The organism is Paracoccus sp. (in: a-proteobacteria) (genome assembly GCF_047973135.1).
GTDB lineage: Bacteria > Pseudomonadota > Alphaproteobacteria > Rhodobacterales > Rhodobacteraceae > Paracoccus.
Genome location: NZ_JBKEBL010000318.1, coordinates 1 through 20174 on the forward strand (window position 1 = coordinate 1; position 20174 = coordinate 20174).

At 64.2% G+C, this 20174-nt stretch carries 25 protein-coding genes, 1 tRNA gene and 1 pseudogene; 18 read left to right on the forward strand and 9 right to left on the reverse strand.

All coding sequences use genetic code 11. The features are described 5' to 3' along the window. From prfA to ACK5L9_RS22680, 3 genes are all read left to right on the forward strand, one after another. A partial coding sequence (prfA, locus tag ACK5L9_RS22670) for a peptide chain release factor 1 (RefSeq protein WP_416913720.1) occupies positions 1-946 on the forward strand: 946 nt, incomplete at its 5' end. Beyond that, positions 943-1767, forward strand: coding sequence for a peptide chain release factor N(5)-glutamine methyltransferase (gene prmC / locus ACK5L9_RS22675; RefSeq protein WP_416913721.1), 825 nt, complete (start codon positions 943-945; stop codon positions 1765-1767). The genes prfA and prmC, both read left to right, overlap by 4 nt. A gap of 271 nt (positions 1768-2038) precedes the next feature. Continuing rightward, complete coding sequence (locus ACK5L9_RS22680) at positions 2039-2818, forward strand: DUF4167 domain-containing protein (protein ID WP_416913722.1); 780 nt, start codon at positions 2039-2041, stop codon at positions 2816-2818. A gap of 21 nt (positions 2819-2839) precedes the next feature. Here ACK5L9_RS22680 and ACK5L9_RS22685 read toward each other — a convergent pair whose 3' ends face one another. Both ACK5L9_RS22685 and ACK5L9_RS22690 read right to left on the reverse strand, forming a co-directional pair. Then, positions 2840-3475 (reverse strand): NrsF family protein, encoded by a 636-nt coding sequence (locus ACK5L9_RS22685; RefSeq protein WP_416913723.1) that lies wholly within the window; start codon positions 3473-3475, stop codon positions 2840-2842. Beyond that, complete coding sequence (locus ACK5L9_RS22690; RefSeq protein WP_416913724.1) at positions 3472-4035, reverse strand: sigma-70 family RNA polymerase sigma factor; 564 nt, start codon at positions 4033-4035, stop codon at positions 3472-3474. The genes ACK5L9_RS22685 and ACK5L9_RS22690 overlap by 4 nt, the downstream gene beginning before the upstream one ends. A gap of 155 nt (positions 4036-4190) precedes the next feature. Between ACK5L9_RS22690 and ACK5L9_RS22695 the strand changes: the two genes are divergently transcribed. From ACK5L9_RS22695 to ACK5L9_RS22710, 4 genes are read left to right on the forward strand one after another with little or no spacing between them, the layout of a single operon-like run. Beyond that, on the forward strand, positions 4191-4475 hold the full coding sequence (locus ACK5L9_RS22695) for a DUF2282 domain-containing protein (RefSeq protein ID WP_416913725.1): 285 nt from the start codon (positions 4191-4193) through the stop codon (positions 4473-4475). 56 nt (positions 4476-4531) lie between these two features. After that, positions 4532-5374: a DUF692 domain-containing protein gene (locus ACK5L9_RS22700; protein ID WP_416913726.1), complete on the forward strand. Its 843-nt coding sequence runs from the start codon at positions 4532-4534 to the stop codon at positions 5372-5374. After that, positions 5358-6071 carry a DNA-binding domain-containing protein gene (locus ACK5L9_RS22705; RefSeq protein ID WP_416913727.1) on the forward strand — a complete coding sequence of 238 codons (714 nt, stop codon included), beginning with the start codon at positions 5358-5360 and terminating at the stop codon, positions 6069-6071. The genes ACK5L9_RS22700 and ACK5L9_RS22705 overlap by 17 nt, the downstream gene beginning before the upstream one ends. A 1-nt stretch (position 6072) precedes the next feature. Then, positions 6073-6543, forward strand: coding sequence for a DoxX family protein (locus ACK5L9_RS22710; protein WP_416913728.1), 471 nt, complete (start codon positions 6073-6075; stop codon positions 6541-6543). Here ACK5L9_RS22710 and ruvB read toward each other — a convergent pair. Genes ruvB through ruvC form a run of 4 tightly spaced genes read right to left on the reverse strand, consistent with a single transcriptional unit; the run spans position 6519 to position 9626 of the window. Beyond that, complete coding sequence (ruvB, locus tag ACK5L9_RS22715; protein ID WP_416913729.1) at positions 6519-7550, reverse strand: Holliday junction branch migration DNA helicase RuvB; 1032 nt, start codon at positions 7548-7550, stop codon at positions 6519-6521. The genes ACK5L9_RS22710 and ruvB overlap by 25 nt on opposite strands. After that, on the reverse strand, positions 7547-8398 hold the full coding sequence (locus tag ACK5L9_RS22720) for a M48 family metalloprotease (RefSeq protein WP_416913730.1): 852 nt from the start codon (positions 8396-8398) through the stop codon (positions 7547-7549). Before ACK5L9_RS22720 ends, ruvB begins: the two co-directional genes overlap by 4 nt. A gap of 5 nt (positions 8399-8403) precedes the next feature. After that, positions 8404-9123, reverse strand: a complete 720-nt coding sequence (ruvA, locus tag ACK5L9_RS22725; protein ID WP_416913731.1) for a Holliday junction branch migration protein RuvA — start codon at positions 9121-9123, stop codon at positions 8404-8406. After that, entirely contained in the window at positions 9120-9626 is a 507-nt protein-coding gene (gene ruvC, locus ACK5L9_RS22730) for a crossover junction endodeoxyribonuclease RuvC (RefSeq protein ID WP_416913732.1), read from the reverse strand. The genes ruvA and ruvC overlap by 4 nt, the downstream gene beginning before the upstream one ends. A 161-nt stretch (positions 9627-9787) precedes the next feature. Between ruvC and ACK5L9_RS22735 the strand changes: the two genes are divergently transcribed. The 10 genes from ACK5L9_RS22735 (at position 9788) to ACK5L9_RS22780 (ending at position 17850) form a co-directional block, all read left to right on the forward strand. Continuing rightward, entirely contained in the window at positions 9788-12631 is a 2844-nt protein-coding gene (locus tag ACK5L9_RS22735; RefSeq protein WP_416913733.1) for a monovalent cation/H+ antiporter subunit A, read from the forward strand. Continuing rightward, positions 12631-13029, forward strand: a complete 399-nt coding sequence (locus ACK5L9_RS22740; RefSeq protein WP_416913734.1) for a Na+/H+ antiporter subunit C — start codon at positions 12631-12633, stop codon at positions 13027-13029. The genes ACK5L9_RS22735 and ACK5L9_RS22740 overlap by 1 nt, the downstream gene beginning before the upstream one ends. Continuing rightward, complete coding sequence (locus ACK5L9_RS22745; RefSeq protein ID WP_416913735.1) at positions 13026-14624, forward strand: monovalent cation/H+ antiporter subunit D; 1599 nt, start codon at positions 13026-13028, stop codon at positions 14622-14624. Before ACK5L9_RS22740 ends, ACK5L9_RS22745 begins: the two co-directional genes overlap by 4 nt. Beyond that, the gene (locus ACK5L9_RS22750) at positions 14621-15112 is read left to right on the forward strand and encodes a Na+/H+ antiporter subunit E (protein ID WP_416913736.1); all 492 of its coding nucleotides are present in this window, start codon (positions 14621-14623) and stop codon (positions 15110-15112) included. The genes ACK5L9_RS22745 and ACK5L9_RS22750 overlap by 4 nt, the downstream gene beginning before the upstream one ends. Beyond that, a complete protein-coding gene (locus tag ACK5L9_RS22755; RefSeq protein ID WP_416913737.1) occupies positions 15109-15378 on the forward strand; it encodes a K+/H+ antiporter subunit F in 270 nt (89 codons plus the stop codon). Before ACK5L9_RS22750 ends, ACK5L9_RS22755 begins: the two co-directional genes overlap by 4 nt. A 9-nt stretch (positions 15379-15387) precedes the next feature. Further along, positions 15388-15804: a Na+/H+ antiporter subunit G gene (locus ACK5L9_RS22760; protein WP_416913738.1), complete on the forward strand. Its 417-nt coding sequence runs from the start codon at positions 15388-15390 to the stop codon at positions 15802-15804. A 138-nt stretch (positions 15805-15942) separates the two neighbouring features. Continuing rightward, on the forward strand, positions 15943-16206 hold the full coding sequence (locus tag ACK5L9_RS22765) for a PepSY domain-containing protein (protein WP_416913739.1): 264 nt from the start codon (positions 15943-15945) through the stop codon (positions 16204-16206). 5 nt (positions 16207-16211) lie between these two features. Continuing rightward, on the forward strand, positions 16212-16787 hold the full coding sequence (locus tag ACK5L9_RS22770; RefSeq protein ID WP_416913740.1) for a cytochrome b/b6 domain-containing protein: 576 nt from the start codon (positions 16212-16214) through the stop codon (positions 16785-16787). Next, positions 16784-17308: a helix-turn-helix transcriptional regulator gene (locus ACK5L9_RS22775; protein ID WP_416913741.1), complete on the forward strand. Its 525-nt coding sequence runs from the start codon at positions 16784-16786 to the stop codon at positions 17306-17308. Before ACK5L9_RS22770 ends, ACK5L9_RS22775 begins: the two co-directional genes overlap by 4 nt. Before the next feature lie 74 nt (positions 17309-17382). Further along, positions 17383-17850 (forward strand): cytochrome b, encoded by a 468-nt coding sequence (locus ACK5L9_RS22780; protein ID WP_416913742.1) that lies wholly within the window; start codon positions 17383-17385, stop codon positions 17848-17850. Here the strand turns inward: ACK5L9_RS22780 and purN are convergent. Both purN and purM read right to left on the reverse strand, forming a co-directional pair. After that, the gene (gene purN, locus ACK5L9_RS22785) at positions 17847-18434 is read right to left on the reverse strand and encodes a phosphoribosylglycinamide formyltransferase (protein ID WP_416913743.1); all 588 of its coding nucleotides are present in this window, start codon (positions 18432-18434) and stop codon (positions 17847-17849) included. The two genes, ACK5L9_RS22780 and purN, sit on opposite strands and share 4 nt — an antisense overlap. Further along, positions 18431-19465: a phosphoribosylformylglycinamidine cyclo-ligase gene (gene purM, locus ACK5L9_RS22790; RefSeq protein ID WP_416913744.1), complete on the reverse strand. Its 1035-nt coding sequence runs from the start codon at positions 19463-19465 to the stop codon at positions 18431-18433. Before purM ends, purN begins: the two co-directional genes overlap by 4 nt. A gap of 115 nt (positions 19466-19580) precedes the next feature. Here purM and ACK5L9_RS22795 point away from each other — a divergent pair. Beyond that, positions 19581-19657: transfer RNA gene (locus tag ACK5L9_RS22795), tRNA-Ile, on the forward strand. A gap of 7 nt (positions 19658-19664) precedes the next feature. Here the strand turns inward: ACK5L9_RS22795 and ACK5L9_RS22800 are convergent. Then, positions 19665-20174, reverse strand: a pseudogene (locus ACK5L9_RS22800) (hypothetical protein); the annotation flags it as partial.

The window sequence follows — 20174 nt, forward strand, 5'->3', positions numbered from 1 at the left end:
ATATGCCGAGCTGAAGCCCGTGGTCGAACAGATTACCGCCTGGCATGCCGCCCGCGAAGGCATCGCCGAGGCGCAGGCGATGCTGGCCGATCCCGAATTACGCGAACTGGCCGAGGACGAGCTGACCCGCCTGCGCGCCGAACTGCCCGACCTGGAACAGCGGCTGCGCGTTGCCCTGCTGCCCCGCGATGCCGCCGATGCCCGCCCCGCGATCATCGAGATTCGCCCCGGCACCGGCGGGGACGAGGCTGCATTGTTCGCGGGCGACCTGCTGGGCATGTATCGGCGCTATGCAGAAGCGCAGGGCTGGTCGTTTCAGATTATGGAACTGGCCGAGACCGAACTGGGTGGCGTCAAAGAGGTCATGGCGCGGGTCGAGGGGGACGGCGTTTTTGCCCGGCTGAAATACGAATCCGGCGTGCATCGCGTGCAACGGGTGCCCGAAACCGAATCCGGCGGGCGTATCCATACCAGCGCCGCAACCGTCGCCGTCCTGCCCGAGGCCGAAGATGTCGATATCGACATTCCGGCGGGTGACATCCGCATCGACACGATGCGCGCCAGCGGGGCAGGGGGGCAGCATGTGAACACCACCGATTCCGCCGTGCGGATCACCCATCTGCCGACCGGGATCGTTGTCACCAGTTCCGAAAAGTCGCAGCATCAGAACCGGGCGAACGCGATGGCGGTGCTGCGCGCGCGGCTTTACGACGCCGAGCGTCAGCGCGCCGATGCCGAACGCGCCGCCGACCGCAAGTCGCAGGTCGGCAGCGGTGATCGCAGCGAACGCATCCGCACCTATAATTTCCCGCAGGGCCGGATGACCGATCACCGCATCAACCTGACGCTTTACGCGCTGGACCGGGTGATCGGGGGCGACCTGACCGAGATCATAGACGCCCTGATTTCCCACGATCAGGCGGCGCGGCTGGCGGCGCAGGAATGAAGCTGTCGCAGGCGCGGGCCGAGGGGGCGGCCCGGTTGCGTGCCGCCGGGATCGAGGGCGCCGCGCGAGATGCCGACCGCATTCTGGCCGCCATCCTGGGGGTCGAACCTGTCCGGCTGCGCGCCGCCGATGATGGCGACCTTTCGGCCGATCAGCTTGACCGCCTGTGGCACGGTATCGCGGCGCGTGCCGCAAGTCAGCCGGTGGCGCAGATCGTCGGGTTCCGCGATTTCTTTGCCCATCGCTTCCGCGTCACCTCTGACACGCTGGATCCCCGCCCCGAGACCGAAACCCTGGTCGAATCCGCCCTGTCTCTGCCCTGGTCCAGCGTTCTGGACATGGGCACCGGGACCGGGGCGATCCTGATTTCGCTGCTGGCGGCGCGTCCCGGCAGCACCGGCACCGGCACGGATATTTCCGCCCCCGCGCTGGATGTTGCCCGCGACAATGCCCGCCGGATCGGCGTTACCGCCCATTTCTGGCAGGCGGACTGGTATGACGGCGTGACCGGGCGGTTCGATCTGATCGTCTCGAATCCGCCCTATATCACCGCAGCCGAGATGCCGCATCTGGCCCCCGACGTGCTGCTGTACGAGCCGCATTCAGCCCTGACTGACGGCGGGGACGGTCTTGCCGCTTGCCGCGCCATTGCCGCGAATGCGCGTGATCACCTCAACCTTGGCGGGCATGTTCTGGTCGAAATCGGCCCGGCTCAGGGTGCCGATGCGGTTGCGATTTTCGCGGGAAACGGCGCTGAATCGCGGTTGATTGCCGATCTGGACGGGCGGGATCGTGTAATTTTAGCTAAATTTGCGCAATAAAACTCCGGAAATCGACCGAATATCTGGCAAAACGGAACTTTCTGCTTGTCACAGCCCGCCGCGCGTGATTATTCGGGCTTGCACAGGACGCCGCAGGGCGACTGTGCGGGACCAGCCTGAATAAGCCGGAACCCCTAAGGGCGCGCTGCGCGCCGCTCTGCGCAAGTCAGGTTGATCGGCAAGGCCTGACGACGATGTCAAAGCCGCCCCGAATCGCCGTTCATATCAACCCGGAAGCCCAGCCTATCCTGGAACCACGACAGACAGACTGATGAGATCTTCTAAATCCCGTTCGCGCAACAAGTCGAACCGCCAGCGCTCGCTGGGGAATATCGTGAATCGCGTCTTTGACAGCTCGGGTCCCGAGGGAAAGGTGCGCGGCACGCCCCAGCAGATCATTGACAAATACCTGACGCTGGCCCGCGACGCGCAATTGTCCAACGACCGAGTGGCTGAACAAAGCTTTCTGCAACATGCCGAGCATTACACAAGGATGCTGGGCGAAGCGCAGCGCGAAATGGCCGAGCGTCAGCAGCAGCATCAGAACAACAATCATCAGCAGCGCCACAACGGCGATGATGACCGTGACCCGCAGGGTGGGCGCGACCAGCAGCAGGGCGGGCGCAATAACGGCCTGGCTCCGCGCGGCGATGCAGCGGATGAGGGCAGCAATCGCGTCGATACCAGTCAGGATCGCGCCGAGCCGCGCGCCTTCGCCGAAGCTGCCGCGTCCGAAGGCGAACAGCCGCAGCCCGAACATTCCCGCCGCCCCCGTCAGCGCCGCAATTCGCCCGAACGGGCCGAGGCACCTGCCGAACAGCCGGTGAAACAGATCGAGATGGGGCTTCCCGACGCGGTCGCGTCCGAATCCCGTGATGGCCTGGTGGACACGCCCGAGCGTGAAAAGCCCGCTGCGAAATCCCCCCGCGCGAAATCTGCGGCACCCCGTGCCCCTCGCAGCGCGACCGGTCGCACCCGTCGCAAGCCAAAATCCGAGGATGAGGCTGGGCCGCAATCCGAGGATGCCGGGAACGGGACCGAACAGGCCTGACCGGAAGGGGCGGGGCGGCGCTTACCAGCGCAGCATCCGCCGCCCCGCCAGCGCACCGATGCCACCGACGGTCAGGATGCCCAGACTGTACCATGTCAGGAAGAACAGCGGCTGATCCTGATTGCAATGCAGCGCATAGATCGCGGCCGCAAAGCCCCCCGTGGCCAGACCGGCCAGCCCGCCGCTGCGCGCGGGATGAAGGCTTGCCCCCTCTTGCAGAACCATCAGCGCTGCGGCCAGAACCGGCGCCGCGATGCCGATCACCGAGGACAGGCAGATCAGCGCCGAATTGCCCCGCAAGACCGGCCACAGCCTGTCCGGGGCCAAGGTGATCGCCGACAGGATCAGCCAGATCAGCGCGACGCAGCCTGTCGCAGCGACAATCCGGACCGCCGGAACCCGCTGCACCTGCGGGCGGATCATCCGCAGCACGGCGATCAGCGACGGGACTGCGACTGCCAACGGCAGCAGCCATTTCATCGCCGTGACGCGGTGACTGAGTGCCTGGGCAAGATCGGCACGGACCCCCAGCATCCAGATCGCGATTCCCCCGCTGACCAGCAGCACCGGGGCGGCAAGCGCAAGCAGACGTGGCGCGACCGGGCGGGGGGCGACCGGATCGCAGGACAAAAGATCGATCAGCCGGTCGGTTTTCACAGCCCGTCCTCCTGCCGGATGCCGGCCAGCCGTTTCAGTGCGCGGTGCAGGGCCACACGCAGCGCGCCGGGTGCAAGCCCAAGGCGGTTGCCGCATTCGTCACTGCCGCGCTCTTCGACGGCGAGGCAGCGCAGCAGGGCGGCGTCGCGTTCGGGCAGGCGGGAAATCAGCCGCTCGGCGTCGCGCCCCTCGAACTGGTCGGCGACGGGCTCGGCCCGAAGGTCGTCGGCAAAATCCTCGACCGGCAGGTGAACATGGCGGCCCCGCCTGCGAAAGGCATCAACCAGCTTGTGCCGGGTGATGGCATACACCCAGGGGCGCAGCGGCTGGCCCGCGTCCCATGTCGCCCGTTTCAGATGTATCGCCAGCAGCGTATCCTGCACCACGTCCTCGCACCAATCCGCATCCATGCCGGGCGCGCGGGCCTTGACGATTCCGCGCAGCACAGGTGTCATTTCGGACAACAGCCGCCGATAGGCCACTGCATCGCCGGTCAGTGCCGCCCGCATCAGGACGGACCAGTCTGATCCGGAAGCCGGCTTTCTGCCATTGTCCTTCATCGCACGTCCCTACGCCAGACGAGGTTCTGACGTTACACGCGCTAGAGGAAAAAAATCAAAATCACGTCGCCGTGATCGGCGTAACGCGGGGGAAGGACGTTGCGAATGGGCCAGTGGGACGGCCAGACCGTCCACAAACCGCAAGGAGACGTTCCATGAATTCGAAGCTCGCCACCGCCATTGCTGCCGCCATCAGCCTGTCGGCCGTTGCCGCCCATGCCGATGACGCAAAAAAGGCCGATATGGGCAAGATGGAGAAATGCTATGGCGTCGCGATGGCCGGTCAGAACGACTGCGCCGCCGGTCCCGGCACGACCTGCGCCGGCACAGCGACGAAGGACTATCAGGGCAATGCGTGGAAAATGGTTCCGGCCGGAACCTGCACCACGATCGAGACGCCCGCCGGTCACAACGGATCGCTGGAACCCATCACGATGTAATTCCGCCGGGGCGGGCGCGGTGCCCGCCCCGTTTTTTTCGCGTCAAAGGTCGAACAATGCCCCTGCCCCCTCACGCCGGTGTCGGCTTCAAGCCCCGGCACTTTCAGGCCATCCGCCAGGCCCCGCCCGATCTGGGCTTTTTCGAGGTCCATGCCGAGAACTATCTCGGCGCGGGCGGGGCTCCGCATGCGATGCTGACGGCACTGCGGCAGGATTATGCGCTGTCTGTCCATGGGGTCGGCCTGTCCATTGGCGGCGAGGCGCTGGACGAGGGGCATCTGGCCCGCATCAAGGCGCTGTGCGACCGCTATCAGCCGGACAGCTTTTCCGAGCATCTGGCATGGTCAAGCCATGGTAACGAATATCTGAACGATCTGCTGCCCCTGCCTTACACGACCCGAACCCTGTCGCGCATCTGCGACCATGTGGACCGCGTGCAAGAGGTTCTTGGTTGCCGGATATTGCTGGAAAACCCGGCAACATATGTGACTTTTGCCGAAAGCCGCATCCCCGAGACCGAGTTTCTGACCGCCATCGCGCGGAGGACCGGCTGCGGCCTGCTGCTGGATGTGAACAATGTCTTCGTCAGCTGCACCAATCATCGCACCTGCCCGCTGGCCTGGCTGGATGCGTTGCCGCTGGATCTGGTCGGTGAAATCCATCTGGGCGGGCACGAGCAGGAAAGCCTGACCTCTGGCCTGTTGCTGATCGACGCCCATGGGCGTGCGGTGGCGGAATCCGTCTGGTCGCTTTATGCATATGTGCTGGATCGGACCGGGGCGCTGCCCACGCTGGTGGAATGGGATAATGACGTCCCCGACTGGCCCGTCCTTCAGGCCGAGGCGGCCCGCGCCGCAGCCATACTGAGCCGTGCGGGCCATCATGCAGCAATCCATTGATTTCACCGCCCGTTTGCGCAAGGCACTGGCCGATGGTAGCCAGCCTGCCGGGCTGTGCCCGGACCGGCCCGCCGAGGCCGCAAGGCGCTTTGCCGTCTATCGCAACAATGTCGCCCACAGCCTTGGCCGGGCGCTGGCCCAACGCTATCCGGTGATCGAGCGTCTGGTGGGAGAGGAATTTTTTGCAGCCATGGCCCGCAGCTTTATCGCCGTGCATCCGCCGCGCACGCCTGTCCTGCAGGAATGGGGGGCGGAATTTGCGCGGTTCCTGAGGGGCTTTCCTCCGGTCGCGACATTGCCCTATCTGCCCGATGTGGCGCGGCTTGAGTGGGTGCGCGGTCTGGCCTATCACGCCGCCGACGCCCGGCCCATCCTGCCCGCATCGCTGGCCAGACGCAGGGTTCTGCGCCTGCACCCCTCGCTTTCGTTGCTGCGGCTGGCCCATCCTGCCGTCAGCATCTGGCAGGCCAACCAGCCCGGACAGGATGGCCGTGTCCGCGCCTCGGGGCCCGAAAACGCGTTGATCTGGCGGCAGCAGGATTTCGAGGTTGCCACCATCGCGCTGTCGTCGAGCGACGCTGCCTTCATGCGCGAATTATGCAACGGGCAACCGCTGGTTGGGGCTGCGGTGCAGACCGATCCCGTCGCGATGCTGGCCCTGCTGCTGCGCGAACAACTGATCTGCGAAGAGGATTGACATGGCTTATCCTGCCCTCGGCCCGACCACAGGGCTGATCCGCGGCTTCAACGACCTGATGGGCCGTGTTCCCGCCGATCTTGTGCTGTTGATGGCGCGGCTGTTCCCCGCCACGATCTTCTGGGCCAGCGGACGTACCAAGGTCGAGGGGTTCAGCCTCAGCCCTTCGGCCCTGTATCTGTTCGAACAGGAATACGCCCTGCCGCTGATCCCGCCCGAGATCGCGGCCCGGCTGGCCGCAACCGCCGAGCATGTCTTTCCCGTGCTGCTGATCCTTGGGCTGATGACGCGGCTTTCCGCGCTGGCGCTGCTGGGGATGACCGCGATCATCCAGATATTCGTCTATCCCTCGGCCTGGCAGACGCATGGGCTGTGGGCGACCTGTCTCCTGATCCTGCTGGCGAAGGGCCCCGGAGCCTGGTCCGTGGACGCCCTGACCGGGCTGGATCAGGTTTCGAAAAGGGTGGCCTGATCGGATGACTTTGGTGCCTGAAGGCCCAGATGCCGCCATGACCGGGGTGCAAGCTGTCGCCCGCGCGGGGTGCGGGCGATCAGCCCCTGTTGCAGCAGATAGGGTTCGATCACCTCTTCGATGGCATCGCGGCTTTCGGACAGGGCGGCGGACAGGGTTTCCACGCCCACCGGCCCGCCGCCATAATGCTCGGCCATCAGCATCAGATAGCGCCGGTCCGCGCCATCAAGGCCCAGATCATCCACCCCCAACCGGTTCAGCGCATTGTCGGCAATGCCCCGTGTCAGACGGCCATCGCCCTCGACCAGCGCGAAATCGATCACCCGGCGCAGCAGCCGCCCCGCAATACGCGGCGTGCCCCGCGCCCGGCGCGCGATCTCGCGCGTGCCGTCGGGCTCGGCCTCGATCCCCATCAGCCGCGCGCCGCGCTGGACGATCAGATCAAGCTCTTCGATTTCATAGAATTGCAGCCGGGTCGGAATGCCGAAGCGGTCGCGCAGGGGTGTGGTCAGCAGCCCCAGCCGGGTGGTCGCCCCGACAAGGGTGAAAGGCTGCAATTCGATCCGCACCGTCCGCGCTGCCGGACCCTCGCCGATGACCAGATCAAGCTCGAAATCCTCCATCGCGGGGTATAGAACCTCTTCCACAGCGGGGTTCATGCGGTGGATTTCGTCGATGAACAGGACGTCGCGCGCCTCAAGATTGGTCAGGATCGCAGCCAGATCACCCGCCCGTGCCAGCACCGGCCCGCTGGTCATGCGGAAATTCACCCCCAGCTCGCGCGCCATGATCTGCGCCAGCGTGGTCTTGCCCAGACCGGGGGGGCCGAAAAACAGCGTGTGATCCATCGCCTTGCCGCGCATCTTTGCGCTTTCGATGAATACCCGCAGATTGGCCCGCGCCTCGGCCTGACCGACGAAATCGGTCAGCGCCTGCGGGCGCAGGGCACGGTCTTCGGTCTCGTCCTCCAGCGGCTCGGGGCGCAGGGTGGGGTCGGGCTGGCTCATCCGCGCCCCCAGGGACCGGCGCCGAGGGTGCGCAGTCGGTCGATGCGTTCCTCGGTTGGCGGGTGGGTTGCGAACAGGCTGTCCATGCGCAGCCCGTGCAGCGGGTTAATGATGAACAGCGCCGCCGAGGCGGGGTTGCGTTCGGCCGGGATGTTCATGCTGCGCCCCGCCATCTGCGAGATGCGCGCCAGCGCCGAGGCCAGCGCCAGAGGCTGTCCGCAGATTGCAGCACCCTCGCGGTCAGCCTCGTATTCGCGGGCGCGCGATACCGCCATTTGCACCATCATCGCCGCAATCGGGGCAAAAACCATGGCCAGGACCGCACCGATCCCGCCACCCCGGTCGTCGCGCCCGCCGGTAAACAGCAGCAGGTTGCCCATCATCGCGATGGCCCCGGCCATGGTCGCGGTAACGGTCATGGTCAGCGTGTCGCGATGCTTGATATGGGCCAGCTCATGCGCGATGACTCCGGCCAGTTCGTCCCGGTTCAGCCCGTGCAACAGGCCCTGCGTGACGGCGACGGCGGCGTTCTGCGGGTTGCGGCCGGTGGCAAAGGCGTTGGGCTGTTCGGTCGGCAGCAGATAGACCTTTGGCATGGGCAGACCCGCGCGGCGGGCCAGATCGGCGACCAGAGCGTGCAGGTCAGCCCCCTGATGGGGGCCAAGTTCGACCGCGCCCTGTTGACGCAGCACCATCTTGTCGCTGTTCCACCAGGCGAACAGATTGCCCGCCCCGGCAAAGACCAGCGCAAAGACCGCGCCGCCACTGCCCCCCAGCATCCAGCCCAACCCCATGACCAGCGCCGTCATGACGGCCATCAGCAGGAAGGTGCGCGCGTTTCCAGACATGTTTCCTATCCTTTTGGGGCCAGCGATCGCAGGGCCGCACGAATCAGCGCCGGAGTGTCGGCCCCCGGTTCCCGGTTCTGGGCCTCGGCGACGGCGGCCGCAGCCTCGGACCGGGCGTAGCCCAGATTGGCAAGCGCCGACAATGCTTCGGACGCAGCCTTGGCCGATAGCGCGGCGCCTGTGGCAGGGTTCGCCTCCGTGCCGGCCATTGAGGCCGGCGCGGAGGCGGCGGGCGGGCCGGGCTCGATGCCCGGCTCGCCCGCATCACCGCCGGGACCGACGGCGCCCGCATCAACCGTCAGATCGCCACCAAGCGCCATGATCGCCGGGGCCTTGTCCTTCAGTTCCAGAACGATGCGCTGCGCCAGCTTGGGTCCGACCCCCTGCGCCCTGCGCACCGCCGACCAGTCGCCAAGCGCGATGGCGCGCGACAGCCCCTCGGCCCCCAATGTTCCCAGCAACGCCAGCGAGACCTTGGCCCCCACCCCCTGTACCGAGATCAGCAGCCGGTGCCATTCCTTTTCCAGCAGCGTCGGAAAGCCGAACAGTTGCAACAGATCCTCGCGCACCTGCAATTCGGTATACAATGCCACCGCCTGCCCCGCAGGGGGCAGGCCCGCCGCCGTGCGTTCGCTGACATGCACGACATAGCCCACGCCGCGCACGTCGATCAGCACCTGATCGGGGGCGCGATGCAGGATCACCCCGGCGATCCGCCCGATCATGCGACGCCCCGGCGCGGGGCCACCGGGCGGATCGCCCGGCCTTGCAGATGATGGGCATGGCAGATGGCGATGGCCAGCGCATCGGCGGCATCGGGGCCATGAAATTCCACACCCGGCAATTGAACGCGAACCATGTGCTGTACCTGTTCCTTTCCTGCGTGACCGACGCCGACCACGGTTTTCTTGACCGCGTTTGGCGCATATTCCCCGACCGTCAACCCTGCCTCGGCGGGGGCAAGCAGGGCGATTCCCCGCGCCTGACCCAGTTTCAGCGTGCCCACGGCATCCTTGTTCACGAATGTCTGTTCCACCGCCGCCGCGTCCGGCGCATAGCGGGCGATCACCTCGCTGAGCCCGCGGAACAGTTGCGACAGGCGCGCGCCCAGATCTTCGCCCGCTGAATGAACGACGCCATTCGCCACATGTCCAAGGCGCGGCCCGTCCACGCGGATCACGCCCCAGCCCATATTCCGCAAACCGGGATCGATGCCCAGAACCCGCATGACTGCCCTTTCCATTTTTTCAAAGCACTAGCACGAAAGCAGAACATCTGCATAGGGGGCAACAAAGCTGATCGGGCAAGCGCTTGACTCCTATCGCATGATTGGAAAGACAGGAGTGATAACAAAGAAGATCAGATTGATCCCAACAGTTAAGAGGTCACATGTCGCCAGCCCTGATTGCGCTGCTGCCCTTTATCGGAGCCCTGCTGCCGGGCCTTTTGATCCGCTCGGGGCGAAGTGCCGCCGCCACTGCCTGCGGAACCACGACGCTGATTGCCCTGCTGGGGCTGGGGCTGCACATTCCGGCGATCATGCGGGGCGAGGTCGTCACGGCGCGGTTCGAGTGGTTGCCGCTGATCCACCTGAACGCGAACTTCCGGATCGACGGGCTGTCCCTGCTGTTCGGGATCCTGATACTGGGGATCGGCCTTCTGATCATTACCTATGCGCGGTTCTACCTGTCGCGCACCGACCCTATCGGCAAGTTCTATACCTATCTGATGCTGTTTCAGGGTGCGATGGTGGGCATAGCGTTGTCGGATAACATCCTGCTGCTGCTGGTGTTCTGGGAACTGACGTCGCTGTCTTCGTTCCTGCTGATCGGCTATTGGCGGCATCTTCCGGCGGGGCGGCAGGGCGCGCGGATGGCGTTGACGGTGACAGGCATGGGCGGGCTGGCGATGATCGCGGGCATGCTGATCCTGGGCCAGATCGCCGGAAGTTACGAGATCAGCGACATCCTGAACGCGAAAGAGGCCATTCAGGCCAGCCCGCTTTACGTTCCCGCGCTGATCCTGATCCTGATCGGAGCCTTTACGAAATCGGCGCAGTTCCCGTTCCATTTCTGGCTGCCGCACGCGATGGCCGCGCCGACGCCGGTTTCGGCCTATCTGCATAGCGCCACGATGGTGAAGGCCGGGCTGTTCCTGATGGCGCGGCTTTGGCCGGTGCTGGCGGGAACGCCCGAATGGTTCTGGATCGTGGCCACAACCGGGCTGATCACCATGCTGGTGGGCGCGGTCACGGCGACGTTCAAGGACGATCTCAAGGCGCTGCTGGCCTTTTCGACGGTCAGCCATCTGGGCCTGATCACGATGCTGCTGGGTTTCGGTACGGTCGAGGCCAATGTCGCGGCGGTCTTTCACATCATCAACCACGCAACGTTCAAGGCCGCGCTGTTCATGACTGCCGGGATCATCGACCACGAGACGGGCACGCGATCCATCGCGCGGCTGGGGGGATTGCGCAGGCTGATGCCCGTGACCTTCGCCATCGGCACGATAGCGGCGCTGTCCATGGCCGGAATCCCGCCGCTGAACGGGTTTCTGTCCAAGGAAATGGCGTTGTACGAGGTAAGCCATCTGCACGATGCCCGGCAGGCCTTCATGGTCACAGGCACCATCGCGGCACTTTTCTCGGTCTGCTATTCGCTGCGTTTCATCGTGCAGGTCTTTCTGGGCCACGAGCGTCACGACTATCCTCATCATCCGCATGATCCGGGCTTTGGCATGTGGGCCGGGCCCGCGCTGCTGACGGTGCTGGTCGTTCTGATCGGGCTGTTTCCGAACACCATGGCGGGCTGGCTGGTCAGGGCCTCGGCCAGCGCTGTCAGCGGGCTGGATCCGCAGGTCAAGATTGCGCTGTGGCATGGCTGGACCGCCGCCGTGATCATGTCGATCATCGCGGTGGCTGGCGGCATTCTGGTTCTGAGCGGGCACCCCGCGCTGCAAAAGGCCTGGGACAAGGCTCCGCGTCCCGAGGCCAAGTCGATCTTCGACTGGCTGGTGCTGAGCCTTGTCGGGATCGGCCGCCGGATTACCGATGGCTTGACCAACGGTTCGATGAACCGGGCCTTCGTGGCCTTCGGGATTGCGGTGGTTCTGGCGGGAACGCTGGCCTGGTTCACCGGGTCCGAAGGTCCGGCCACGCGACCGATGTTGCCGGTCCCGCCGGTTGTCTTTATCGGCTGGCTGCTGGCTATGGTCGCCACGGGCTGCATGGTGTTCTTTCATCGCATCCGCTTGCTGGCGCTGGTGCTGGTGGCGATTGTCGGGCTGATCACGTCGGGCTTTTTCGCCTATCTCTCGGCCCCCGATCTGGCGCTGACCCAGTTGTCGGTCGAGGTGGTGACGGTCATCCTGCTGCTGCTGGCGCTGAATTTCCTGCCCAAGCGGACGCTGACCGATACCAGCGCCACCATACGCGGCTGGCATGCTTTCATTGCCACGCTGACGGGCGTGGGCTTCGGCGCGCTGACCTATGCAATCCTGCGCCGCGATTTCGCTTTTGACCCGATATCGGGCTATATGCTGAAGAACAGTCACAAACTGGGTGGGGGCGACAATGTCGTCAACGTCATTCTGGTGGATTTCCGCGGCTATGATACCTTTGGCGAGATCACCGTGCTTGGCATCGCCGCGCTGGCCATCTTTGCGCTGACCCAGACGCTGTTGCATGGGACATCGGCGCGCAGGCTGCATAACTGGAAACAGGACATGGCACGCGCAGGTGATCGCCATCCGCTGATGATGGTGATTGCGACGCGGGTGCTGCTGCCGATTTCGCTGGTCGTGGGGATCTATATCTTCCTGCGCGGCCACAACGCACCGGGCGGAGGCTTTATCGCCGGGCTGGTCGTGGCCATCGCGCTGCTGATGCAATACATGGCCTCGGGCTATGCCTGGACGCAGCACCGCCAGCGGTTGCCCTATCACGCGCTGATCGGCGCGGGGGTGGTGGCGGCGGGTGTCACCGGCATCGGCGCGTGGTTCAACGGCCTTCCCTTCCTGACCTCGGCCTATGGCTATGTGAAGCTGCCCTTCCTTGAGGAATTCGAGCTGGCAACCGCGATGGGCTTTGATCTGGGCGTGTTCCTGTGCGTGGTGGGTGCGGTGATGCTGGCGCTGAATTCGCTGTCGCGCATCGCAAGGCGCGCGGGTGAAAGGGTGAATACCCGGCCGATGGACATCGATCTCAGCGACGAACAGACCGGGGGGGCGCATTGATGGAACTGCTTGTGGCAACCGCCATCGGGGCGGCGACGGCGGCGGGGATCTATCTGATCCTGCGTCTGCGCACCTTCGCCGTGATCCTTGGCATGACGATGCTGACCTATGCGATCAACGCTTTCCTGTTCGTCACGGGCCGGCTGGTCGTGAACCTGCCGCCGATCCTGCATGGCCACGGAGAGGTGCATATTCAGGATTACACCGACCCGCTGCCGCAGGCGCTGGTGCTGACGGCCATTGTGATTTCCTTCGGGATGACCGCAGTGGTGGTGATGATGTCGCTTGGTGCCTTTATTGAAGGCGGCGATGACAATATCGACATGCCCGCCCATGACCGGATCATGCCGCCGCTGAAAACCGTAGACGACACCAGTACCGAGGACGAGACCGCATGAACCACTGGCTGATCGCTCCGGTTGTCGCGCCTGCGCTGATGGGTTCGCTGATGATCCTGTGGATGAGGCATGACCTGCTGCAACAAAGGGTCTTTGGCATCATCGGCAGTCTGATGACGCTTGGCATCGCGCTGAAACTGAACGCCATGGCGGCGGGAGGCGAGGTGTTCGTCTATCGCCTTGGCAACTGGCCTGCGCCGTTCGGTATTGTGCTGATGCTGGACCGGCTGGCGGCGCTGATGCTGCTGCTGACCTCGGTTCTGGCGGTGTCGGTCCAGCTTTACGGCATGGGATCGGGCTGGGACCGCAAGGGCTGGCATTTTCATGCGCTGTGGATGTTCCAGTTGATGGGGCTGAACGGCGCTTTCGTCACCGGCGATGCCTTCAACCTGTTCGTCTTTTTCGAGATCCTGCTGATCGCCAGCTATGGCCTGATGATCCACGGAGGCGGCCCGATGCGGCTGCGCGCCGGGGTGCAGTACATCAACTATAACCTTGCCGGATCGTCGCTGTTTCTGGCCGCCCTTGGCACGCTGTACGCCGTTACCGGGACGCTGAACATGGCCGATATGGCGCAGCGTGTCGCCGAGATGCCGCTGGAGGATACCGCCCTGTTGCGCACCGGCGCGGTGCTGCTGCTGCTGGTCTTTGCCATCAAGGCGGCGGTCGTGCCGCTGCATTTCTGGCTGCCCTCGACCTATGCCAACGCGCCGGGGCCGGTCGCGGCGCTGTTCGCGATCATGTCCAAGGTCGGGGTTTATGCGATCATCCGCTTTTTCACGTTGGTCTTTCCACAGGATTCGGTGATCGAGTCGCTTGTCACCGACCTGCTTTTGCCCGCTGCGCTGGTCACGCTGACACTGGGGCAGATCGGGGTTCTGGGCACGCGCAGCTTGACCCGGCTTGCCGCCTTTGCCGCCATCGCTTCGATCGGGACGCTGCTGATCTCGATCGCGGATTTCAGTGACAAGGGGCTGACGGCGGGGTTGTACTACATGATCCATTCCACGCTGACGGCGGCGGTGCTGTTCCTGGTGGTCGATCTGATCTGTGCGCGGCGCGGCGGCGATGTCTGGCTGCGGCTGCGCCCGGCGATCCGCAGCACCGGACTGGTCTCGGCCCTGTTCTTCCTGACCGCCATCGCCGTGGTCGGCCTGCCGCCGCTGTCGGGCTTTCTGGGCAAGCTGATGATCCTTGATGCTACCCGGCAATCGCCCGCTGTCGTCTGGATCTGGGGCGTCATTCTGGTCACATCGCTGATTGCGCTGGTCGGGTTTGGCCGCGCCGGCTCGATCCTGTTCTGGAAGGCGCATGAGATGGATCCCGAGCCCGGCAATGACACGGATGAGGGGCCACGTCCTGACTGCGGCCCGATCCCGATCAAGCTGGAAACGGACGAGCCGATTCAGGACGTGGACGATTCCGTCGCGCCCTGGCTGGCCTATGTCGCGACGGGCGGCCTGCTGGCAGGATCGGTCGTACTGACGCTGTTCGCGGGGCCGCTGACAGGTTATCTGCAAAAGACGGCCGAGCAACTGAAGCAGCCGGAACTTTACTATGAATCCGTGCTGATCCGGCAGGAGGGTTCACGATGATCCGCCGCATCTTTCCCCATCCCTATCTGTCCGCGCTGCTGGTGCTGATATGGATGGCGCTGGTTAACCGCTTTGCCTGGGGATCGCTGGTCTTTGCGGTCATCCTCGGCATCGTCATCCCGCTGCTGACCCGGCCCTATTGGCCCGACCGCGCGAAATACCGCCATCCGGGCAAGATTCTCAGCTATGTCCTGCTGGTGATCTGGGACATTATCGTGGCCAATGTTCAGGTGGCGCTGATCGTGCTGTTCAAGCCGAACGGGCAATTGCGTCCTGCCTGGATCAGCATTCCGCTTGACCTGCGCTCGCCCGAGGCGATCACTGTGCTGGCTGGCACGATCACCCTGACGCCGGGGACGGTCAGTTCCGATCTGTCGCAGGACGGGCACGCGCTGCTGGTCCATTGCCTGCACGCCCCCGACCCGGAATCGGTGATCGCGGATATCAAGTCCCGCTATGAGGCGCGGCTGAAGGAGATTTTCGAATGATCGGATACGCGCTTTACTTTGCCTTTGGCTGTTTCGGCATCGGTCAATTGTTCTGCCTGTACCGTGTGGTCATTGCCCCCGGCGTCAGTGACCGGGTGCTGGCGCTGGACACGATGACCATCAACATGATCGCCCTGATCGCGCTGTTCGGCATTCTGCATGACACGAACATGTATTTCGAGATCATGCTGCTGTTCGCCATGGTCGGCTTTGTTTCGACCGTGGCCTATGCCAATTTCATCCTGCGCGGCGACGTGATCGAATAGGGGAAAGCCATGCAGTTTATCGCGGAAATCCTTGTCTCGGCGCTGCTGGTGATCGGCGGCGTATTCGGGCTTGTCGGATCCTTCGGGTTGTTGAAGCTGCCCGATCAGATGACGCGCCTGCATGCGCCGACCAAGGCGGCGACTTTGGGGGTTGGCAGCGTGCTGATCGCCTCGATCACGTGGTTCTCGTTTTTCAGCGAACATGACAGTTGGCATGAATTGCTGATCACGCTGTTCATCTTTCTGACCGCGCCGATCACGGGGCTGATGATTGCCAAGGCGCATATGCATTTAAGCTGGCGTCCCGATGAATTGCCCCATCCCGGTCAGGACAAGCATTGGGCCACCTATGGCGATTCGGCAGAGCGCAGCCTGCTGGATATTTCGCCCGAACTGGACAAGACCGAACAGGATCTGCGGGAATAAACCTGCCTTTTCCCGCGTAAGCGCGGGCTTACGGCGACGGAACTAAGCCCTGTTGCAATGGATTTCCGCATCGGGATCGCCTTTCTGCCACCTGACCGGGGCGCAATGCCGCCGGCCCACGCAGAAAAGGAAATCCCGATGCGCAAACTTGCCCTGGCAGTCATTCTTGCCATAGCCCCGATGACGGGCTTTGCCGAAGACGCCATGATTGCGATGGATACGGAACTGGGCATGACCCAGGATGCCGTTAAGGCCAAATTGACGGAAATGGGTTATGAGGTCCGCAAGGTTGGAACAGAGGACGGCATGATCGAGGTTTATGCAGTCAAGGGCGATCAGATGCTTGAGGTTTATGTCTCGCCCGAAACGGGCAAGGTCACCAAGGTCTCGGGCGAGGATTAAGGCCGATGTCCGGCAAGAATACCGACACGGGCGGGCGCGAAAGCGTCCGCATCGTGATGGTCTGGGATCCTCTGGTGCGCCTGATCCACTGGTCGCTGGCGCTGACCATCCTGATCAACGGTGCCTTCACCGATCCCGAAAAGATCACGCATGAAACGGTCGGCTATGTCGCGCTGGCACTGGTCGTGCTGCGGCTGCTATGGGGGCTGGTCGGGCCGGTCCATGCCCGGCTGCGGGCCTTTCCGCCGTCGGCTGGCCGCGCGATCCGGCACCTGCGCACCATCATCGCAGGGGACAGGACCGTGCATCTCAGCCACAATCCGTTGGGGGCGTTGATGGTCTGGAACATCTGGGCGACGGTTGGCATGATCTGCACAACCGGTATCATGATGGGCACGCGGCGCTATTTCGGAATTGAATGGGTCAACGAGGTGCATGAGGCGCTGTTCAACTGGCTGATGATCTCTGTCGCGCTGCATTTGGGCGGGGTGATCCTTGACACCAGGCGCTCAAGGGTGCCGCTGGTCCGTGCAATGATCGACGGGCGCAAGCGTATCCCCAAAGACACGCCCGTGGAATGATGCCGCCCCGGTTTCTGAACACCCCGCAGGAACGGCGGGCCATCACCCTCGCCGCCCTGATTCTGGTGCAGGCGGTCTGTTCGGCCTTTTTCGTCGGCGACGTGATCGCCGACATCAAGACCTTTGGGCGCGAAGGCTGGCATATCAGCCTTGAATCCGTCGCCACCGCATCGCTGTTCGGCAGCACGCTGCTGCTGATGATGGAACTGCGTCAGATGCTGCGCCGCATGGACAGCATGAGCCGGGGCATCCGCGCCGCACGCGGCGAGATGGCCGATCTGATCGACGGTTTCTTCGACCGCTGGGGCCTGACGCCATCGGAACGCGATGTTGCACTGCTGGTACTGAAGGGGTTCGACAACGAGGCGATCGCGGGCATCCGCAAAGTGGCGGCGGGCACTGTCCGGGCGCAGACCGCGCGCATCTATGCCAAGGCCGGCGTCGTGGGGCGGGCGCAACTGTTCAGTGTATTCATGGACGAATTGTTGTCTGGACAGCCGCCCCTGAACGATGAAAGCTGAAGGCCGGGTATGCGCGTCATTTTTTGCACTGAAACCTTAACCCGCGCGATGCGGAGAAGCGAAAGTCAGGCGACATGTTCCATTATAGCAGGCAGCAAATCATCCTTCACTGGGTGCTGGTCCTTTTGCTGGTGATCCAGTTCCTTCTGGGCGATTCGGCGACCGAAGCCTTTGATCACTGGCTGGAATCCGGCACCAAGGCGCCGGGGTTCGGTGCCAATCTGCATGTGATCCTGGGTATTGTCATTCTGGCCATTGCCCTGTGGCGGCTGGTTCTGCACGTAACTCAGCCAAAGGCCCCGCATGGTGATGGGGCGCTGGACAAGCTGGCCGTAGCGGTACACTGGCTGCTTTACGTGCTGTTGCTTGCGACGCCGGTTCTGGGAATGTTGGCCTGGTTCGGCGGGTCTGAATCCATGGGCGACACGCATGCGCTTGCCAAGTCGCTGCTGATGATTCTGGCGTTGCTGCATGTGGCCGGGGCGCTGTACCACCATTTCATCCTCAAGGACGACGTGATGCAGCGGATGACGGGGCGCTAAATCAGGACGGGCGTCCGGTCGCCCACCGCAAAGCGGCGCAGGACGGCCGGATACAGCCGGTGTTCCTGCGCAAGAACCCGCGCGGCCAGTTGCTCGGGCGTGTCGCCGGGCAGAACTGGCACCCGCGCCTGACCCAAAACCGGCCCGGCATCCAGTTCTGGCGTGACCTCGTGCACGGTTGCCCCGGCCTCGGCATCGCCGGCCTCGATGGCGCGGGCATGGGTGTGCAGCCCCGGATATTTCGGCAGCAGCGAGGGGTGGATATTCAGCATTCGCCCGGCAAAGCGGGTCACGAAATCCGGCGTCAGAATGCGCATGAACCCAGCCAGACAGATAGTATCGGGCCGCGCTGCCAGCAGCGGTTTCAGCAGCGCGGCCTCGAACCCGGCCCGGTCACGCGGAAAGCTGCGATGATCGACCGCCGCCGTGGCTATGCCAAGCGCGCGGGCCCTTTCCAGCCCGCCAGCCTGTGGATCGTTCGAGGCGACCAGAACCGGGCGGCAGGGGTGATCACCGGTCATATCCTCGACCAGCCTGACCATGTTCGAGCCCCCGCCCGAGATCAGGATCGCGACACGCTTCACGCCAGCGCCCCGCTGTAGCGTACGCCTTCGCCCGCTGTTACGCGCCCGATGCGATAAACCGTTTCGCCCGCAAGCGCGCTGGTCAGCGCATCGGCCCGGTCGGCGGCGACGACCAGAATCATCCCGATCCCGCTGTTAAAGGTTTTCAGCATCTCGGCCTGACCGATCCCGCCCGCCTGCGCCAGCCAGCCAAAGACAGCAGGCAGGGGCCATGCGCCCAGGTCGATATCTGCCCCCATCCCCTTTGGCAGGACACGGGGCAGATTCTCGGTGATGCCGCCGCCGGTGATATGGGCCAGCGCATGCACGCCGCCTGCCCGGATCGCCGCCAGCGCGGCCCGGACATAAAGCCGCGTCGGCACCAGCAGCGCCTGCCCCAGCGAATTCCCGCCGAAGGGCGAGGGATCGTCCCAGCCAAGCCCCGCGCGTTCGGCCACCTTGCGGACCAGCGAATAGCCGTTCGAATGCACCCCGTCCGAGGCCAGCCCCAGCAGCACATCGCCCTCGGCTACGCCTGCGGGCAAGGCCGTCCCGCGCTGCATTGCGCCCACGGCAAAGCCTGCCAGATCGAAATCTCCGTCATGATACATGCCCGGCATTTCGGCGGTCTCGCCCCCGATCAGCGCGCAACCGGCGGCCTTGCAACCTCGCGCGATGCTTTCGACTACCCGCGCGCCCTCATCGACGGACAGCTTGCCAGTGGCGAAATAGTCAAGAAAAAACAAGGGCTCGGCCCCCTGGCACACCAGATCGTTGACACACATCGCCACCAGATCCTGCCCGATTCCGTCCAGATGGCCGGTGTCGATCGCGATCCGCAGCTTGGTCCCCACCCCGTCCGTCGCAGCCACCAGAACCGGATCGTCATAGCCTGCCGCGCGCGGATCGAACAGCGCGCCAAACCCGCCAAGGGCGTCCATGACACCGGGCCGCATGGTCGCGGCGGCGGCGGGCTTGATCCGCTCGACCAAGGCATTGCCCGCGTCGATATCGACACCTGCGTCGCGATAGCTGATCCCGTTCTTCGTCATGGCGGCCCCCTGTACTGTCGCGCCCCCGATAGCCCAAGGCGCGCATGGGGGCAACGGCCCGCGCAAAGGACGCTTGACCCCACTGCCCCCCGCGACTAGGCAGGAACCGCTGCGCGGGCCTGTAGCTCAATTGGTCAGAGCAGGGCGCTCATAACGCCTTGGTTGGGGGTTCAAGTCCCTCCGGGCCTACCAAACGACATTATTTTCCATATTTATTCAGTTCGTTACATGACTTTATGGCGAACTTTGCGGGGTGGTTCGCCAGATTTCGTTCCTGATTTCCCCCGTTGGAAAGGCTTTCAATCGCTGAATCGGCCTTGGCCTTGCGACTATGCTTGTCGATGTACTTCTGCGCTTCTTTCAGGTCGTGGTGCCCGCTGACTGCCATTACCATGAACACGTCGCCCTCGATCTCGGCGATCCGGTGGCAGATCGCCTTGCGCAATCCGTGTGACGAACAGTTCGGCAACCCCGCGTGGTCGCACCACTTCCGCATGGACGATCCACGGGACTTCGCCGCGCGCTGACCAACGGCTTCTGGCAGTTCCAGAACGGCAAACCGACGGAAAGTCGTCTGACCCCGAAAGGGAACGGCAGGCAAACAAGGCACCGTTCCGGAACGGTGCCGTGCGCGCGCTGATCGGCACGGATCAGGCGGGGTCGGCAACCCAGTTAGTCGCCAGCCAGACCCGACGCGATTCGGGCGAGG

Excerpts from the sequence above, each read along its gene's own strand:
- ACK5L9_RS22745 (WP_416913735.1), top strand. The coding sequence starts at position 13,026 with ATGAACCACTGGCTGATCGCTCCGGTTGTCGCGCCTGCGCTGATGGGT.
- ACK5L9_RS22750 (WP_416913736.1), top strand. The coding sequence starts at position 14,621 with ATGATCCGCCGCATCTTTCCCCATCCCTATCTGTCCGCGCTGCTGGTG.
- ACK5L9_RS22775 (WP_416913741.1), top strand. The coding sequence starts at position 16,784 with ATGATGCCGCCCCGGTTTCTGAACACCCCGCAGGAACGGCGGGCCATC.
- ACK5L9_RS22735 (WP_416913733.1), top strand. The coding sequence starts at position 9,788 with ATGTCGCCAGCCCTGATTGCGCTGCTGCCCTTTATCGGAGCCCTGCTG.
- ACK5L9_RS22705 (WP_416913727.1), top strand. The coding sequence starts at position 5,358 with ATGCAGCAATCCATTGATTTCACCGCCCGTTTGCGCAAGGCACTGGCC.
- ACK5L9_RS22695 (WP_416913725.1), top strand. The coding sequence starts at position 4,191 with ATGAATTCGAAGCTCGCCACCGCCATTGCTGCCGCCATCAGCCTGTCG.
- ACK5L9_RS22760 (WP_416913738.1), top strand. The coding sequence starts at position 15,388 with ATGCAGTTTATCGCGGAAATCCTTGTCTCGGCGCTGCTGGTGATCGGC.
- ACK5L9_RS22770 (WP_416913740.1), top strand. The coding sequence starts at position 16,212 with ATGTCCGGCAAGAATACCGACACGGGCGGGCGCGAAAGCGTCCGCATC.
- ACK5L9_RS22765 (WP_416913739.1), top strand. The coding sequence starts at position 15,943 with ATGCGCAAACTTGCCCTGGCAGTCATTCTTGCCATAGCCCCGATGACG.
- ACK5L9_RS22690 (WP_416913724.1), bottom strand. The coding sequence starts at position 4,035 with ATGAAGGACAATGGCAGAAAGCCGGCTTCCGGATCAGACTGGTCCGTC.
- ACK5L9_RS22780 (WP_416913742.1), top strand. The coding sequence starts at position 17,383 with ATGTTCCATTATAGCAGGCAGCAAATCATCCTTCACTGGGTGCTGGTC.
- ACK5L9_RS22710 (WP_416913728.1), top strand. The coding sequence starts at position 6,073 with ATGGCTTATCCTGCCCTCGGCCCGACCACAGGGCTGATCCGCGGCTTC.
- ACK5L9_RS22680 (WP_416913722.1), top strand. The coding sequence starts at position 2,039 with ATGAGATCTTCTAAATCCCGTTCGCGCAACAAGTCGAACCGCCAGCGC.
- ruvB (WP_416913729.1), bottom strand. The coding sequence starts at position 7,550 with ATGAGCCAGCCCGACCCCACCCTGCGCCCCGAGCCGCTGGAGGACGAG.
- purM (WP_416913744.1), bottom strand. The coding sequence starts at position 19,465 with ATGACGAAGAACGGGATCAGCTATCGCGACGCAGGTGTCGATATCGAC.
- ACK5L9_RS22755 (WP_416913737.1), top strand. The coding sequence starts at position 15,109 with ATGATCGGATACGCGCTTTACTTTGCCTTTGGCTGTTTCGGCATCGGT.
- ACK5L9_RS22700 (WP_416913726.1), top strand. The coding sequence starts at position 4,532 with ATGCCCCTGCCCCCTCACGCCGGTGTCGGCTTCAAGCCCCGGCACTTT.
- ACK5L9_RS22740 (WP_416913734.1), top strand. The coding sequence starts at position 12,631 with ATGGAACTGCTTGTGGCAACCGCCATCGGGGCGGCGACGGCGGCGGGG.
- prmC (WP_416913721.1), top strand. The coding sequence starts at position 943 with ATGAAGCTGTCGCAGGCGCGGGCCGAGGGGGCGGCCCGGTTGCGTGCC.
- ruvA (WP_416913731.1), bottom strand. The coding sequence starts at position 9,123 with ATGATCGGGCGGATCGCCGGGGTGATCCTGCATCGCGCCCCCGATCAG.
- ACK5L9_RS22720 (WP_416913730.1), bottom strand. The coding sequence starts at position 8,398 with ATGTCTGGAAACGCGCGCACCTTCCTGCTGATGGCCGTCATGACGGCG.
- ruvC (WP_416913732.1), bottom strand. The coding sequence starts at position 9,626 with ATGCGGGTTCTGGGCATCGATCCCGGTTTGCGGAATATGGGCTGGGGC.